The sequence below is a fragment of the Streptomyces sp. NPDC059861 genome, from assembly GCF_042731435.1.
Classification (GTDB): domain Bacteria; phylum Actinomycetota; class Actinomycetes; order Streptomycetales; family Streptomycetaceae; genus Streptomyces.
In genome coordinates, this window is record NZ_JBHWJQ010000070.1 from 1 (window position 1) to 15,551 (window position 15,551).

General features: G+C 71.7%; 13 protein-coding genes. 3 read left to right on the plus strand and 10 right to left on the minus strand.

The genetic code is table 11. From position 1 onward, the window contains the following. Positions 1–583 precede the first annotated feature (583 nt). Complete coding sequence (gene trpS, locus ACFV6X_RS34875; RefSeq protein ID WP_385390410.1) at positions 584–1,645, plus strand: tryptophan--tRNA ligase; 1,062 nt, start codon at positions 584–586, stop codon at positions 1,643–1,645. Between the two features lie 111 nt (positions 1,646–1,756). Here trpS and proC read toward each other — a convergent pair whose 3' ends face one another. The 6 genes from proC to ACFV6X_RS34905 form a co-directional block, all read right to left on the minus strand. Further along, positions 1,757–2,566 (minus strand): pyrroline-5-carboxylate reductase, encoded by an 810-nt coding sequence (gene proC, locus ACFV6X_RS34880; protein ID WP_385390393.1) that lies wholly within the window; start codon positions 2,564–2,566, stop codon positions 1,757–1,759. A gap of 108 nt (positions 2,567–2,674) precedes the next feature. Continuing rightward, positions 2,675–3,457: an ABC transporter permease gene (locus tag ACFV6X_RS34885; RefSeq protein ID WP_385390395.1), complete on the minus strand. Its 783-nt coding sequence runs from the start codon at positions 3,455–3,457 to the stop codon at positions 2,675–2,677. After that, on the minus strand, positions 3,454–4,275 hold the full coding sequence (locus ACFV6X_RS34890; RefSeq protein WP_385390397.1) for an ABC transporter ATP-binding protein: 822 nt from the start codon (positions 4,273–4,275) through the stop codon (positions 3,454–3,456). Before ACFV6X_RS34890 ends, ACFV6X_RS34885 begins: the two co-directional genes overlap by 4 nt. A 301-nt stretch (positions 4,276–4,576) precedes the next feature. Then, positions 4,577–5,386, minus strand: a complete 810-nt coding sequence (locus tag ACFV6X_RS34895; protein WP_385390399.1) for a class I SAM-dependent methyltransferase — start codon at positions 5,384–5,386, stop codon at positions 4,577–4,579. Between the two features lie 395 nt (positions 5,387–5,781). Continuing rightward, positions 5,782–6,285, minus strand: coding sequence for an EamA/RhaT family transporter (locus ACFV6X_RS34900; protein ID WP_385390400.1), 504 nt, complete (start codon positions 6,283–6,285; stop codon positions 5,782–5,784). Between the two features lie 134 nt (positions 6,286–6,419). Continuing rightward, complete coding sequence (locus ACFV6X_RS34905) at positions 6,420–6,800, minus strand: SH3 domain-containing protein (RefSeq protein ID WP_385390401.1); 381 nt, start codon at positions 6,798–6,800, stop codon at positions 6,420–6,422. A gap of 145 nt (positions 6,801–6,945) precedes the next feature. Here ACFV6X_RS34905 and ACFV6X_RS34910 point away from each other — a divergent pair, with 145 nt between their 5' ends. Continuing rightward, complete coding sequence (locus tag ACFV6X_RS34910) at positions 6,946–9,117, plus strand: serine/threonine-protein kinase (protein ID WP_385390403.1); 2,172 nt, start codon at positions 6,946–6,948, stop codon at positions 9,115–9,117. A gap of 381 nt (positions 9,118–9,498) precedes the next feature. On the opposite strand, the gene ilvD is transcribed toward ACFV6X_RS34910, so the two are convergent. The 4 genes from ilvD to ACFV6X_RS34930 all read right to left on the minus strand — a co-directional run bounded on the left by ilvD (position 9,499) and on the right by ACFV6X_RS34930 (position 14,477). Then, the gene (gene ilvD, locus ACFV6X_RS34915; protein WP_385390404.1) at positions 9,499–11,352 is read right to left on the minus strand and encodes a dihydroxy-acid dehydratase; all 1,854 of its coding nucleotides are present in this window, start codon (positions 11,350–11,352) and stop codon (positions 9,499–9,501) included. Between the two features lie 116 nt (positions 11,353–11,468). Continuing rightward, on the minus strand, positions 11,469–12,074 hold the full coding sequence (locus ACFV6X_RS34920) for a TetR family transcriptional regulator (RefSeq protein WP_385390405.1): 606 nt from the start codon (positions 12,072–12,074) through the stop codon (positions 11,469–11,471). Continuing rightward, complete coding sequence (locus ACFV6X_RS34925; RefSeq protein WP_385390407.1) at positions 12,071–12,895, minus strand: sugar phosphate isomerase/epimerase family protein; 825 nt, start codon at positions 12,893–12,895, stop codon at positions 12,071–12,073. Before ACFV6X_RS34925 ends, ACFV6X_RS34920 begins: the two co-directional genes overlap by 4 nt. A 625-nt stretch (positions 12,896–13,520) precedes the next feature. Continuing rightward, a complete protein-coding gene (locus tag ACFV6X_RS34930) occupies positions 13,521–14,477 on the minus strand; it encodes a Ppx/GppA family phosphatase (RefSeq protein ID WP_385390408.1) in 957 nt (318 codons plus the stop codon). 197 nt (positions 14,478–14,674) lie between these two features. On the opposite strand from ACFV6X_RS34930, the gene ACFV6X_RS34935 reads away from it, so the two are divergent. Then, positions 14,675–15,439 (plus strand): hypothetical protein, encoded by a 765-nt coding sequence (locus ACFV6X_RS34935; protein ID WP_385390411.1) that lies wholly within the window; start codon positions 14,675–14,677, stop codon positions 15,437–15,439. The last annotated feature ends 112 nt before the right edge of the window (positions 15,440–15,551 follow it).

The window sequence follows — 15,551 nt, forward strand, 5'->3', positions numbered from 1 at the left end:
GAACGGACGCTTCCTTTGTACTCACCCGAGAATCTCTCTCGCGGCTTTCCTCCGGGCGCTTCCCTTCGGTCTTGCGTTTCCGACTCTATCAGATCCTTTCTCGACCTGATCCCCAGTCAGCGGGGTTTGTCTTGGCGGCCCTTCGGCCGTTCCGACGAGTGAGACTCTAGCGGATTCCGTGCTCCCGAGCTAATCGGGCGCTGCGTCCTTTCGAACGCGGATTCCTCATTCCGTAAATATGCATACCGACAGCACGACAGCAGAGCGACGGATCGACTGCTCGTCGGGAGTGGTTACTACTCGCGGAATGCTGTCCGGGGACCGACCGAAGTCGGCGCTCACGTCGGACAACTCGGAGAACACTACGTACCGGCCCGGGACGTGTCAACTCCCGTCCTCGACCGCACCCGGAGGCGTACTCTGAGGACGTGACTACGCGTACGTGCACCCAGCTCTGGTGGGCCGCCTGACGGCGGCCGTGCGCACGTATGCACTCAACGGCCGCCGCTTCGGCGGCCGTTCTTGTTTCTCCCTCCGGGGGCCGGCCGACCGGGTGCGGCGGTCTCGACCAGGAGGTGGAGAGATGACGCGGGTCTTCAGCGGGGTCAAGCCGACGGGGCATCTGACGCTGGGCAACTACCTCGGGGCCATGCGGCGGTGGGCAGAGGTGGATCAGCACCGGACGGACGCCCTGTTCTGCATCGTCGATCTGCATGCGCTGACCGTGGAGCACGACCCGGCGCGGGTGCGCAGGCTGAGTCGGCAGGCGGCGACGTTGTTGCTGGCGGCGGGACTGGATCCGGAGCGGTGCACCGTCTTCGTACAGAGTCATGTCGATGAGCACGCGCGGCTGTCGTACCTGCTGGAGTGCGTGGCGACCGACGGTGAGATGCGGCGGATGATCCAGTACAAGGAGAAGGCGGCACGGGAGCAGGCGCGGGGCGGGAGTGTGCGGCTGTCGCTGCTGACCTATCCCGTGTTGATGGCCGCGGACATCCTGGCGTACGGGACCGACGAGGTGCCGGTGGGGGATGACCAGACGCAGCATGTGGAGCTGACACGGGATCTGGCGGTGCGGTTCAACCAGCGGTACGGACACACGTTCGTGGTGCCCCGGGCCACGCATCCGGAGGTGGCCGCCCGGGTGATGAATCTGCAGGAGCCGGCGTCGAAGATGGGCAAGAGCGACGACACCGGGCCGGGCATCCTCTATCTGCTCGACGAGCCGGACGTGGTGCGCAAGAAGATCATGCGGGCGGTGACCGACAGCGGGCAGGACGTCGTGTACGACCGGGAGGGGCGGCCGGGGCTCGCGAATCTGCTGGAGATCCTGGCCGCGTCCACGGATGGGAACCCATCCGACCTGAGCGGTGTATATGAGTCGTACGGCGCCTTGAAGAAGGACACCGCAGAGGCCGTGGTCGAGCTCCTCAGGCCCGTACAGCAGAGGCACAAGGAGCTGTGTGCCGATCCCGGCTATGTGGAGGGGGTGCTTCGGGATGGTGCGGAGAGAGCGCGGGCGATGGCCCGGCCGACCGTGGATGCCGCTTATCGCGCGATCGGGTTGCTGCCGGCTTCCCCTGATACGGGTGGCGCCGCTTCCGGCGGTGCCCAGGCGGAGGCCCTGCTGAACTCGGTCCGGTAGGCGCGCGGGCTGGTGGCGGGGCGCGATGCGAAGTGCCGGCGCATTGTGGCCTCGCTGCCGAAGCCCGCGCGGCGGGCGGCCTCGGACAGGGTGCGCCCCCTGGCGGTCTGGTCAGTTGTCGCCAGCGGCGAGTTCGCGGCTGCGGTCGCGGGCGGCTTCGAGGGCGGCGATGAGGGCGGCGCGTACGCCGTGGTTCTCGAGTTCGCGGATGGCGTTGATGGTGGTGCCGGCGGGGGACGTGACGTTCTCGCGGAGCCTGACCGGGTGTTCGCCACTGTCGCGGAGCATGGTGGCCGCGCCGATCGCGGACTGGACGATGAGGTCGTGGGCCTTGTCGCGGGGCAGGCCGAGCAGGATGCCCGCGTCCGTCATGGCCTCGACCAGGTAGAAGAAGTACGCCGGGCCGGAGCCGGAGAGGGCGGTGCAGGCGTCCTGCTGGGTCTCGGGGACACGAAGCGTCTTGCCGACGGCGCCGAAGATCTCCTCGGCGTGCGCGAGGTGGGCTTCGCTGGCGTGGCTGCCGGCGGAGATGACGGACATGGCCTCGTCGACGAGGGCGGGGGTGTTCGTCATGACGCGAACGACCGGGGTGCCGGTGGCGAGGCGCGCTTCGAGGGAGGCGGTCGTGATACCCGCCATGCCGCTGATGACCAGGCGGTCGGCGGGGACGTGGGGGGCGAGCTCGTCGAGGAGGGTCCCCATGTCCTGGGGTTTGACCGTGAGGATCAGGGTGTCGGCGGTCTTCGCCGCTTCCGCGTTGGTGACCGGGGTGACTCCGTGGCGGGTGCGGAGTTCCTCGGCCCGCTCCGGGCGGCGGGCGGTGACCAGGAGATCGGCGGGCGTCCAGCCGCCGCGGATCATTCCGCTGAGCAGGGCTTCGCCGATCTTGCCGGTGCCGAGGACTGCGACTTTCTGGGTCATGGTGCGGGGCCCTCCGGAGGTTGCGTCGTCCGGATTCATCCTCGCACCAGGTGCAGGTGCCGGGCTCGTTTGTCCGGTGGGCGGGACGTGGCTCGGTCGCCCTGTTGGTCAGGTGGTCCGGCGTCGTAGCGTCGCCGCGCCGAGGGTGAGGACCAGGAGGGCGCAGCCCGCGACGATCAGGGCGTCGCGGACGAAGTCGGCAGTCATGTCGGTGTGCTTGAGGACTTCGTTCATGCCGTCGACGGCATAGGACATGGGGAGGACGTTGGAGATGGCCTCCAGGACGGGGTGCATCTTGTCGCGCGGGGTGAACAGGCCACAGAGCAGGAGCTGGGGGAAGATCACTGCCGGCATGAACTGGACCGCCTGGAATTCGGAGGCCGCGAAGGCCGAGACGAACAGGCCGAGGGCTGTGCCGAGGAGCGCGTCGAGCAGGGCCACCAGCAGGAGCAGCCAGGGGGAGCCGGTGACGTCGAGGCCGAGGAACCACAGGGCGAGACCGGTGGCGAGGGCGGACTGGATGATCGCGAGGGTGCCGAAGGCGAGGGCGTAGCCGGCGATGACGTCGCCCTTGCCGAGGGGCATGGCGAGGAGGCGTTCGAGGGTGCCCGAGCTGCGTTCGCGCAGGGTCGCGATGGACGTCACCAGGAACATCGTGATCAGCGGGAAGATGCCCAGCAGGGACGCGCCGATGTTGTCGAAGGTGCGCGGGCTGCCGTCGAAGACGTAGCGCAGCAGGATCAGCATCAGGCACGGGATGAGGATCATCAGCGCGATGGTGCGCGGGTCGTGGCGGAGCTGGCGCAGGACCCGGGCGGCGGTCGCGGCGGTGCGCGAGGCGTTCAGGGCGCCGGTGGGCGCGCCGGGGGTGGTCGCCGTGGTCGTGGTCATCGGGTCGTCTCCTTGTTGCGGGCCGCGGTGCTCGCCTGGTCCACGAGGTGCAGGAACGCGGCTTCGACCGTCCCGGCGCCGGTACGGGCACGCAGGGCGTCCGGGGTGTCGTCGGCGAGGATCTCGCCCGCGCGCATGAGGAGGAGGCGGTGGCAGCGCTCGGCCTCGTCCATGACGTGGGAAGAGATGAGGAGGGTGGCGCCGCGATCGGCGGCGATGGCGTGGAAGAGGTTCCACAGGTCGCGGCGGAGGACGGGGTCGAGACCGACGGTGGGTTCGTCGAGGACCAGGACCTCGGGGGTGCCGAGGAGGGCGACGGCGAGGGAGACGCGGCTGCGCTGGCCGCCGGACAGGTTGCCGGCAAGGGCGCCTGCGTGACTGGTGAGGTCGACGTCGGTGAGGACGCGGTCGACGTTCTGGCGGCGGTCGGCGGTGCTGCGGCCGGGGTCGAGTATCGCGGCGAAGTAGTCGAGGTTCTGGCGGACGGTCAGGTCGTCGTAGACGGAGGGGGCCTGGGTGACGTAGCCGATGCGGGTGCGCAGGGTGCGGTGGCCGGCGGGGTGGCCGAGGACGTCGAGGGTGCCGGTGACGTTGGCCTGGGTGCCGACGATGGCGCGCATGAGGGTCGACTTGCCGCAGCCGGAGGGGCCGAGGAGGCCGGTGATCTGGCCGCGCGGGACGGTGAAGTTCAGACCGCGCAGGACCTTGCGGGGGCCGCGGACGACGGTGAGGTCTTCGGCGCGGATGGCGGGGGGCCGGGTGCTTCCGGGTGCGGGTTGCGCGCCGGTGTCGGGTGGCTCGGCGACGTAATTCATCATGCGGTGAATAATGCTCCTGGGGGTAGGCGGCGTCAAGTGGGCGTGCTCGGGGGCGGCGGGTGTGGAGGGCGGGGTGGGGAGTGGGGTGGCGCGGCGCGGGGTCCGGGTGCAGGGATTGCGCGATCCGGGTCGCGGGGGCGGGCGCGGGCAGGGTCAACTGCCGTTTCTGGCGGCGGATGTGAGTGCCGGGTGATGTGTGGTGGGCGGGCGCGGGCGTCCAGGGGGCGAACGGGTGGGTGGGGTCGCGGCCGTGAGTGGGCTCGGGGTGTTCGTGGGAGCGGGCGGGCGGCCGTGAGGTGGGTCAGGAGGTGGTGGCCACCAGGAGCTCCACGTCGTAGACCTCTTCGACGAATCCGTCGGGGAAGACCTGGAGGAGGTGGCGGCGCTCCTCGGCCAGGAAGGCCTCGCTGCGTTCTGTGCCGCCCACCAGGAAGATCGAGTGGCTGCCGAGGTTGGCGAGGTGGGTGTCCAGCGGGACGCGCCGGCTCCAGCGGACGACTCTGCGGGAGTAGTGAGGGGTCGGGACGGGGCGCGCGGAGGGGTCCGTGCCGGAGGCCGGGGTGCCGGAGGCCGGGGTGCCTGGCTGGACCGCGATCGGGGCGCCGTAGTGCTGCTTGATCCGCTCCGCCTGGGCGGCGACCCAGGGGACGCCGGGTGCGTCGCGGTTCCACCACAGCGCCAGCGCGCCGTCCGGCCGTAGTACGCGGAAGGCCTCCGGTAGCGCGAGGCCGGGGTCGGTCCAGTGCCAGGCCTGGGCGTAGGTGACGAAGTCCGCGCAGGCGTCGGCCAGAGGGAGGGCGTTGCCGTCGCCGCGGACGATCGGGATGCCGGGGCGGGTGCGGCGGAAGTGGGCGGACATGCCGTCCCCCGGCTCGACGGCCACCACGTCGGCGCCCCGGACGTGCAGCAGGGCGGTCGCTATGCCCGTGCCGGCACCGACGTCCACCACGCGCGAGCCGAGGAGCCGGCGCCCTGCCAGCCCTTCGATCGCGTCGAAGAGGGCGGGCGGGTAGGAGGGGCGGTTCGCGGCGTACTGGGCCGCGACGGCGTTGAAGGAGTGGGCGCGGGCCGGGTGGGAGGGGGGTGGGGGCGGCGTCGTCGAGGTGGCCATGGGGCCATGGTCTCGTGGGGTGGGGTGGGAGTGACAGGGGTTGTGGGGAAGGTGGGGTGCCGGGAGCGGCGGGACGCTGTGGGCGGGGCTGGGCTGGGCCCAGGGAGGCGGGTGGTGGGTGGCTGAGGGCGTGGGTGTAGATGGCTGGGCTGGGCGGTGGGGTGGATGGGGCGTTGGGGGTTGCTGGGGCGGTGGGGCTGTGGGGGGTGTGGGGGCGGTGGGGTGTGGGTGGCGGAGCGGTGAGGGTGTGGGTGGCTGAGCTGGGGCTGTGCGGGCTTGTCCCGGGGCGGCCCTGGGGGGCCAGGGCCATCGGGTGTCGGCGTGGGAGCCGTCGGCTCCCCTTTTCATCTGCGCCAGGTTCGCGGGAGTGCCTCGTCCGTGGGTCGTCGGCCCCCTCAGTCGCGGCGGCGCTTCTTCGCCGGGTTGCCGGTGCGGCGGGACGTGCGCTTCGAGTGGTGCTGGAGGGCCGCCTCGTATTCCTCGCGGTGGAGCTTCTCGCCGGGTGCCTCTTTGAGGGAGCGGAAGAAGTAGGCGAGGAGGGAGCCGATGAAGCCGATGGTGAGCAGGCCGCGGAGGGAGGACTGGCGGTCGGGGTCGTGGCGCTTGGTGAAGCCTTCCCAGGTGTGCCGGAAGGCGAGGGAGCTGCAGACCGCGAACATGACGACGACCAGGAGCGGGACGAAGCTGCCCGTCTCGGCGAGCTGAATGCCCTCGTAGGCGAGGCGGAGCAACAGGCAGGCGGCGACGGCCGCGGCGAGGGAGCCGGCGGACACCCCGACGCGACGGAGGGTGTAGCCGTCGTCGTGGCCGACCCAGGTCGTGCCGAAGAAGCGGAGGGGTTCGGGGCGGGGTCCGCCGCCCGTGGGCCGGTCCGGGGTGCCGTTCTGCTCGTCGCTCACGGCTCGATTATGGCTCGCGGTGGGCGAGGGGCCCCAGGCCGGCCCTGTGGTCCTGCTGACGACTCACGACTCACCGATCACGCATCACGACGGCGATGGTGCTGGTCGCGGCGACGACATCAGGGGGGCCGGGGTCAGGCGCAGCGCGGTGCGACGTAGCCGTCGCTGCCGGTCTTGACGTAGGCGTCGGAGACGTACTGGGAGTTGGCGATGCAGTCCCAGAGATTGGAGGTGCCGTAGGGGCCCGTGACGCTGTCGCCGGGCCGCTGGCAGTAGATCGGGACGGTGGTGCCCTCGGGCAGGACGCGGACGATGCGGTAGTCGGTGCCGGGGCCGCTGCGGACGTTGAGCCGGACGCCGGGGGCGACCGGGTAGGCGCGGACCCGGGGCGCGGCCGTCGCCGTGGCCGTCGCGCTCAGCGTCTCCGCTTCGGGCGACGTCTCGGGCTCCGCGAGTGCCGTCGGTGCCGATTCCTGCTCGCCCGCACCCGCGATCTCGATGTTCTCCGTGGCCATGTCGGCCTCCCCCGTTTGGATGCTTGTGAACGGTTCACGCCAAAATTGCGTGACGCACCGAGGCTAGCAAGCCACAGGAGTTTCGTACGCAGCATCGACTAGGCTCAGCGCGTCGCGCGTGCGGACGGACATCCGGGGGTGAGAGATGCCGCCAAGGCGCAGCACCGGTACGGACGCGGAAGCGGAATCTCCGCAGTACGCCGGTCAGTATCTGCTGGAGGCGCAGCTCGGATCCGGCGGCATGGGCGTGGTCCATCTCGCCCGCTCGGCCTCCGGGTTGCGGCTGGCCGTGAAGGTCGTGCACGCGGAGTTCGCGCAGGACCCCGAGTTCAGGGGCCGATTCCGGCAGGAGGTCGGGGCGGCCCGGCGGGTCAGCGGTGCGTTCACCGCGCCCGTCGTCGACGCCGACCCGGATGCCGGGCGGCCATGGATGGCCACGCTGTACATCCCCGGGCCGACCCTCTCCGAGTACGTGAAGCGGAACGGCGCGCTGCCCACCGCCCGGCTGCGGCAGTTGATGGCTGGGCTGGCGGAGGCGCTGCGGGACATCCATCGGGCCGGAGTGGTGCACCGCGATCTCAAGCCCAGCAATGTGCTGCTCGCCGAGGACGGGCCGAAAGTCATCGACTTCGGCATCTCGCGGCCCGCGGACAGCGAACTGCGCACCGAGACCGGCAAGCTGATCGGCACGCCGCCGTTCATGGCGCCGGAGCAGTTCCGCAGGCCGCGGGATGTCGGGCCGGCCGCCGATGTGTTCGCGCTCGGGTCGGTCATCGTGCACGCGGCGACGGGCAGCGGGCCGTTCGACTCCGACAGCCCGTACCTGGTGGCGTATCAGGTCGTCCATGAAGAGCCGGACTTGACAGGCGTGCCGCGGGAACTCGCGCCGCTGGTCGCCCGTTGTCTCGCCAAGGAACCGGAGGACCGGCCCACTCCGGACGAGCTGATGGCGGAGCTGCGCTCGCTGTCGGCGTCGTACGACACCCAGGCCTTCATACCTGAACAGCGCACAGGCGAGCAGTCGTTCGAGCACGGCGGCGACGAGCTGCCCACCCATCGGCGCGGCGCGCCCGCCGTCCCGGACGTGACGCGGAAGAAGCCGAAGAAGCAGGCGAAGGCGAACGAGGCGCAGGCGCGGGCCTCGTGGCGGCGCTGGGCGATGGGCGTCGCCGCCGGGGCCGCCGTGCTCGCGCTCGGGGCCGGGGCCGTCGTGCTGGCCGGGACGGGTGAGACCGAGGCGTCCGGCACGCGGGAGCAGGCCCAGCGGTTCCGGGCCTGGGAGAGGGAACTGAGCGCGCGGGGCGCCGAGGCGAGCGGGATGCCGCAGTGCACGTACGGAGGCAGCGCGCTGTACTGCACGCGCCCCGGTGTCCTGGCCGCCGCCGTCGATCCCCTCGACGGGGACGTGAAGTGGGCGCGGCCTGGCCCGGGCGGCCACGCCGACGGGAACGTGCAGCCGCCCGTGCTCGCGGGCGGCCTGCTGCACGTCGTCTCGGAGGGCAGCCGGCGTCTGGCCGCGCTCGACCCGGCGACCGGCACCACCGTGTGGAGCCAGGACATCGCCCGCTACGACGGCCGGATCGCGCGCGTCGGTGGCATCGTCCTCCTCACCGGTCCCGACTCGACGCTCACCGCGCTGGACGCGGCCACCGGTGAGCGGAAGTGGCGGCGCGAGGTCGCCGGGCTCGCCCAGCCGGTGTTCCAGTCGTACGGAGAGCGGGTCGCGTACGCCGTGGACGCGGACGGGGCCGGGACACGGGTCACCGCCGTGGATCCGGAGACCGGCGACGTGCGGTGGCAGCGGCGGCTTGTGGGGGCGCTGAGTCTGGTGGGCGCGCGGGAGGGCGTGCTGTGGTTCACGTCGACGTCAGCGGCGTACGCGGACACGGACGCCGTGGTCCGGTACGACGCCACGCGGGACACCCAGCGCAGGGTCACCTTGCGCTTCCCGGTGGCGGGAGCGCAGGCGGCGGTGGCGCAGGACACCGTCTACCTGCTGGGGGCCGACGGCGCGCTGACGGCTGTGAACACCGGTACCTCGGAGCAGCGCTGGCGGCTGGAGACGTCCGTCAGTTTCCCGTCGGCGCCGGTCGTGGCCGGCAAGCGGCTGTACTTCGGCGCCGGGGACGGGCGGCTGGTGGCCGTCGACGCGGTGAAGGGGGCGTTGCTGGGCCAGACGCCGGCGCGGCCGGGGGCGGCGCGCGGGGCCGTGGTGTCCGGGCTACCGGTGCCGGTGGCGGCGGACGGGAAGGTGTTCGCGGGGGCGCCGGACGGAGTGCTGTTCGCGGTGGACGGGGCTGGCGCGGCGCGGTGGTGACGTAGGGCCTGTCGCGGTGGTGACGCAGCGCCTGCGACGGTGGTGACGCAGCGCCTGTCGCGATGGTGACGCAGCGCCTGCCGCGGCTCGGTCACGGCCGGCGCGGCTTGGTCATGCGCGGCTCGGTCACAGCCGGCCCGGACGGGCGACGAAACGCGAAAGGGGCCGTACCCGTCACGGGCGGCCCCCCGACCCGGCTCGCGCAGACCCCGCTCACGCACGGCAGCGGGGGCCACGCGGACCCCCTCACGCACCGCAGCGAGCCTCAGGCAGACCGCGCTCACGCATCGCTGCGACGCTCAGGCAGACCCCGCCCACACACCGCGGCGAGCCACAGTGGGGCCGCCCCCCGCTCACGCAACGCGGCTGGGCTCAGGCGTCTCAGCCCAGCTTGCTGACGTCCCGCACCGCGCCCTTGTCCGCGCTCGTCGCCATCGCGGCGTACGCGCGCAGGGCGGCGGACACCTTGCGCTCGCGGTTCTTGGGGGCGTACGTGCCGTTCAACGCCTCGGTACGACGGGCCAGTTCCGCCTCGTCGACGAGCAGCTCGATCGAGCGGTTCGGGATGTCGATGCTGATGCGGTCGCCGTCCTCGACGAGGGCGATGGTGCCGCCGGAGGCCGCCTCGGGGGACGCGTGGCCGATGGAGAGGCCCGACGTGCCGCCGGAGAAGCGACCGTCCGTGATCAGCGCGCAGGTCTTGCCGAGGCCGCGGCCCTTCAGGAAGGACGTCGGGTAGAGCATCTCCTGCATGCCGGGGCCACCCTTGGGCCCCTCGTACCGGATGACGACGACGTCGCCGTCCGTCACCTGCTTGTTGAGGATCTTCTCGACGGCCTCCTCCTGCGACTCGCAGACGACCGCCGGGCCCTCGAAGGTCCAGATCGACTCGTCGACGCCGGCCGTCTTCACCACACAGCCGTCGACGGCGAGGTTGCCCTTCAGGACCGCCAGGCCGCCGTCCTTGCTGTACGCGTGCTCGGCGGAGCGGATGCAGCCGCCCTCGGCGTCCTCGTCGAGTGCCGCCCAGCGCTCGGACTGGGAGAAGGCCTCGGCGGAGCGCACGCAGCCCGGGGCCGCGTGCCACAGTTCGATCGCCTCGGGGGACGGGGAGCCCCCGCGCACGTCCCACGTCTTCAGCCAGTCCGAGAGGGACGGGCTGTGGACGGAGTGGACGTCCTCGTTGAGCAGACCGGCGCGGTGCAGCTCGCCGAGGAGGGCGGGGATACCGCCGGCGCGGTGCACGTCCTCCATGTAGTACGTGCGGTCCTTCGCGACGTTCGGGGCGACCTTGGCGAGGCAGGGCACGCGGCGTGAGACCTCGTTGATCTCGTCCAGGCCGAACGGGACGCCTGCCTCCTGGGCGGCGGCCAGCAGGTGCAGGATCGTGTTGGTGGAGCCGCCCATGGCGATGTCGAGGGCCATGGCGTTCTCGAACGCCGCGTGCGTCGCGATGTTGCGCGGCAGGACCGACTCGTCGTCCTGGTCGTAGTAACGGCGCGTGATGTCGACCACCGTGCGGCCGGCGGCCTCGTACAGTCCCTTGCGCGCCGTGTGCGTGGCGAGGACCGATCCGTTGCCGGGCAGGGAGAGGCCGATGGCCTCGGTCAGGCAGTTCATCGAGTTGGCGGTGAACATGCCGGAGCAGGAGCCGCACGTCGGACAGGCGTTCTCCTCGATACGGAGGATGTCCTCGTCCGAGATCTTGTCGTTCACGGCGTCGGAGATCGCGTCGACCAGGTCGAGCGTGCGGACCGTGCCGTCGACCAGCGTGGCGCGGCCGGACTCCATGGGGCCGCCGGAGACGAAGACCGTGGGGATGTTGAGGCGGAGCGCCGCGTTCAGCATGCCCGGGGTGATCTTGTCGCAGTTGGAGATGCAGATCATGGCGTCGGCGCAGTGCGCCTCGACCATGTACTCCACGCTGTCCGCGATCAGGTCGCGCGAGGGCAGGCTGTAGAGCATGCCGCCGTGGCCCATCGCGATGCCGTCGTCCACGGCGATGGTGTTGAACTCGCGCGGGATGCCGCCGGCCTCGACGATCGCCTCGCTGACGATCCGGCCGACCGGCTGGAGGTGGGTGTGGCCCGGCACGAACTCCGTGAAGCTGTTGGCGACCGCGATGATCGGCTTCCGGCCGATGTCCGCACCGGGTACACCGGAGGCGCGCATAAGGGCGCGGGCGCCCGCCATGTTGCGTCCGTGGGTGACTGTGCGGGACCTCAGCTGGGGCATCGTCGCTCGCTCCTTCGGAGAAATCTGACTTCTACGAGCGTACGCCGGTGCTCCAAGGGATGGACAAGGTGTCCGGAATGCGGGATGTCTGTCTCAGGGTGATTCGTTCCCGCCCGTCAGGGCCCGGTCAGATGCCCCTGCACGACCGGTGCGATGCGCCGGATGATCACTTCCAGGTCGGCGGAGGCCAGCGGCTCCAGTTTGATCACGTACCGCATGATCGCGACCCCGACCATCTGCGCGGCCGCCAGCTCGGCTCGCAGCTCGGCGTCGGGCAGGCCGAGCTGCGAGGCGACCTTGCGCAGCAGCTGCGCGGCGACCAGGCGGCGGAAGACGGCCGCCGCCACCTCGTTGGTCACGGCGGACCGCACGACGGCCAGCAGCGGGGTCCGGGTGACGGGGTTCTCCCAGATCCCGAACAGGAAGCGGGCGAAGCGCTCGCCGACCTGATCGGCCGGCCCCTCGAAGATCACGTCCGGCGCCTTCAGAGCGGGCGCGAAGACCGCCTCCAGCGCCTCCTGGAAGACCTGCTCCTTCGTGCCGAAGTAGTGGTGCACCAGCGCCGAGTCCACGCCCGCCGCCTTGGCGATACCGCGCACGGAGGTCTTCTCGTAGCCCCGCTCGGAGAACTCCTCGCGGGCGGCGGCGAGGATGCGATCGCGGGTGTCCCCGGACTCCGTACGAGGGGGCCTGCCGCGTCTGCGGGAGGTCGCGCCGGTCACCGGCGGGGCACCTTCACCGCGGAGGCCAGGTGGAGCCGGGTGAAGGCCAGCGCCTCGGCGAGGTCGGCCTCGCGCTCGGCGCTGGACATGGCGCGGCGGGTGTTGACCTCGATCACGACATGACCGTCGAAACCGCTCAGGGCGAGGCGTTCCAGCAGCTCGGCGCAGGGCTGGGTGCCGCGGCCGGGAACCAGGTGCTCGTCCTTGTTGGAGCCGCCGCCGTCGGCCAGGTGGACGTGGCCGAGGCGGTCGCCCATGCGGTCGATCATGTGCAGGGCGTCGGTGCGGGCGGTCGCGGTGTGGCTGAGATCGATCGTGAAGTGCCGGTAGTCGTCCTTGGTCACGTCCCAGTCGGGGGCGTACGCGAGCATCTCGCGGTCGCGGTAGCGCCACGGGTACATGTTCTCGACGGCGAACCGCACATCCGTCTCGTTCGCCATCCGCCAGATTCCGGCGACGAAGTCACGCGCGTACTGGCGCTGCCAGCGGAACGGCGGGTGGACGACCACGGTGCTCGCGCCGAGCGTCTCCGCCGCCGCGCGGGCTCTCTGGAGCTTGACCCAGGGGTCCGTCGACCACACGCGCTGTGTGATGAGCAGGCAGGGGGCGTGGACGGCGAGGATCGGGATCTGGTGGAAGTCGCTGAGCCTGCGCAGGGCCTCGATGTCCTGGCTGACGGGTTCGTTCCACACCATGACTTCGACGCCGTCGTACCCGAGGCGTGCGGCGATCTCGAAGGCCGTCGCCGTCGACTCCGGATAGACGGAGGCCGTCGAGAGGGCGACCTTCGCATCCGGGATGCGTACGACTGGTTCTGCCACGGAGACAGGGTAACGGCGCGTCCTGAGGAGCGGCGTTCGGGCCGAGCTCGGGCACCGGCCCACCGACGGATTTTCGCCGCCCACGGCCACGCACCCGACAGCGCCGCCTCGCGCGCGAACGGTGCCTCCCCTTCGGCGCCGCCCGCGCGTACCGCACCGCCCCGCGCGTGCGGCACCCCCTGAGTACACCCCGCGCCTTGAGGCACCGCCCCGTCAGCGCCGTCCTCCCGCGGGTACGACACCGCCCCCTCGACCTCGACATCGCTTACGTACGGCACGGCGCCTTCGACCCCCACCTCGCGCGCGTACCGCGCGTGTACGGCGCCTCCCGTTCGGCGCCGCCTCCCGCGAGCTGCACCCCTCAGCACCACCCCACGCGCGTGCAGCCCCCTGAGCCCCATCCCACGCACATACGGGCCCCTTGAGCACCACCCCACGCGCGTGCAGCCCCCTGGGCCCCATCCCAGGCGCATACGGGCCCCCTTGAGCACGGCCCCGCGCGCGTGCAGCCCCCTGAGCCCCACCCCACGCACATACGGGCCCCCTTGAACACCGCCCCGCGCGCGTGCAGCCCCTTGAGACCCACCATCACGCGCGCACGGCACCCCCTGAACGCCGCCGCGCTCTACGGCACCGTCCCGTCCTCCGCCCCGGCCGACCCCATGTGGTCCAGTCGGCGCAGGATGACGCCCTCGCGTAGCGCCCACGGGCAGATCTCCAGCGTCTCCACGCCGAACAGGTCCATCGCCGCCTCCGCCACCAGCGCGCCCGCGAGGAGCTGGCCGGCCCGGGCCTCCGAGACGCCGGGGAGTTCGGCGCATTCCTCGGCGGTCATGGCGGAGAGGCGGGGCACCCAGGTCTCCAGGGTCTGCCGCTTCAGCTCGCGCTGGACGTACAGGCCCTCGGCGGAGCGGGCGGCGCCGCCGATGCGGGCGAGCTGCTTGAAGGTCTTGGAGGTGGCCACCACGTGGTCGGGGGCGCCGAAGCGGGCGAACTCACCCACGGTGCGGCCGATCTCGGCGCGGACATGACGGCGCAGCGCTCTTATGTCATCGGTGGCGGGCGGGTCGCCGGGCAGCCAGCCGGAGGTGAGCCGGCCGGCGCCGAGCGGCAGCGAGACGGCCGCGTCGGGCCCCTCGTCGATGCCGTAGGCGATCTCCAGGGAGCCGCCGCCGATGTCCACGACCAGCAGCTTGCCCGCGGACCAGCCGAACCAGCGGCGGGCGGCGAGGAAGGTGAGCCGGGCCTCCTCGGCCCCGGCGAGGACCTGGAGGGCGACGCCGGTCTCCTCCTGCACGCGTGCGAGGACGTCGTCGGCGTTGGTGGCCTCGCGCACGGCGGAGGTGGCGAACGGCAGGAGTTCCTCGACGCCCTTGTCCTCGGCGGCCTGGAGCGCGTCGTGGATGACGCCGATCAGCTTGTCGACGCCCTCGGAATCGATGGCACCGCCCTCGTCGAGGAGTTGGGCGAGGCGCAGTTCCGCCTTGTGCGAGTGCGCGGGCAGCGGGCGCGCGCCGGGGTGGGCATCCACCACCAGCAGATGCACCGTGTTGCTTCCCACGTCGAGGACACCGAGTCTCATGCACGGAACGCTACTGCCAGCCACACCGCGCACCGCCCCCGAGGCGGTCCCGGAACGGGTCGCGGGCGACTTACCCTGGACGGGTGCCAAAGACGAAAAAGGCGAAGACGGACAAGGCAGACAAGAAGGCCAAGTCGGCCAAGGGTTCTTCCCAGGATTCTTCGCAGGCGAAAGCACCGAAGCAGTCGCAGCAGGCCCTGGCCGTCCCGGCGGACGACGAGAAGGGCCTCGACTTCCCGCGCGCGTGGGTGGAGTTCCCGGATCCGGCGGACGACGAGCAGGTGTTCCGCTGCGATCTGACATGGCTCACCTCTCGCTGGAACTGCATCTTCGGCAGCGGCTGCCAGGGCATCCAGGCGGGCCGCGCGGACGACGGGTGCTGCTCGCTCGGCGCCCACTTCTCCGACGAGGAGGACGAGCAGCGGGTCGCCGAGCATGTGGCGAGGCTCACGCCGGAGGTCTGGCAGAACCACGCCGAGGGCACCCGCGACGGCTGGGTCTCCGAGGACGACGAGGGCTCCCGGCAGACCCGGCCCTTCCAGGGCTCCTGCATCTTCCAGAACCGCCCGGGCTTCGCGGCCGGCGCGGGGTGCTCGCTGCACATCCTCGCCGTGCGGGAGGGCCGCGAGCCGCTGGAGACCAAGCCGGACGTGTGCTGGCAGTTGCCGATCCGGCGGACGTACGACTGGATCGACCGGCCCGACGACACGCGTGTGCTCCAGATCTCGATCGGTGAGTACGACCGCCGGGGCTGGGGTCCGGGCGGCCACGACCTGCACTGGTGGTGCACGTCGGCGACGTCGGCGCACGGCGCGGGCGAGCCGGTGTACGTCTCCTACCGGCCGGAGCTGACCGAGCTGATGGGCAAGGCGGGGTACGACCGGCTGGCCGAGCTCTGCGAGCAGCGGCTGGCGTCGCAGCTGCCGCTGCTGGCGCCGCATCCGGCGGATCCCGTGGGCTGACGCGGCGGGGCCTGGGCCTAGTGCTGCTCCGCGGAAGTTCGTGGAGGGGTGTTGATCAGGGCGTCGGGTCGCCGAGGTAGAAGCCGCAGGCGCAGTCCAGGGCGTCTTCGGG

Excerpts from the sequence above, each read along its gene's own strand:
- ACFV6X_RS34890 (WP_385390397.1), bottom strand. The coding sequence starts at position 4,275 with ATGATGAATTACGTCGCCGAGCCACCCGACACCGGCGCGCAACCCGCA.
- proC (WP_385390393.1), bottom strand. The coding sequence starts at position 2,566 with ATGACCCAGAAAGTCGCAGTCCTCGGCACCGGCAAGATCGGCGAAGCC.
- ACFV6X_RS34895 (WP_385390399.1), bottom strand. The coding sequence starts at position 5,386 with ATGGCCACCTCGACGACGCCGCCCCCACCCCCCTCCCACCCGGCCCGC.
- ACFV6X_RS34885 (WP_385390395.1), bottom strand. The coding sequence starts at position 3,457 with ATGACCACGACCACGGCGACCACCCCCGGCGCGCCCACCGGCGCCCTG.
- ilvD (WP_385390404.1), bottom strand. The coding sequence starts at position 11,352 with ATGCCCCAGCTGAGGTCCCGCACAGTCACCCACGGACGCAACATGGCG.
- ACFV6X_RS34910 (WP_385390403.1), top strand. The coding sequence starts at position 6,946 with ATGCCGCCAAGGCGCAGCACCGGTACGGACGCGGAAGCGGAATCTCCG.
- ACFV6X_RS34930 (WP_385390408.1), bottom strand. The coding sequence starts at position 14,477 with ATGAGACTCGGTGTCCTCGACGTGGGAAGCAACACGGTGCATCTGCTG.
- ACFV6X_RS34905 (WP_385390401.1), bottom strand. The coding sequence starts at position 6,800 with ATGGCCACGGAGAACATCGAGATCGCGGGTGCGGGCGAGCAGGAATCG.
- trpS (WP_385390410.1), top strand. The coding sequence starts at position 584 with ATGACGCGGGTCTTCAGCGGGGTCAAGCCGACGGGGCATCTGACGCTG.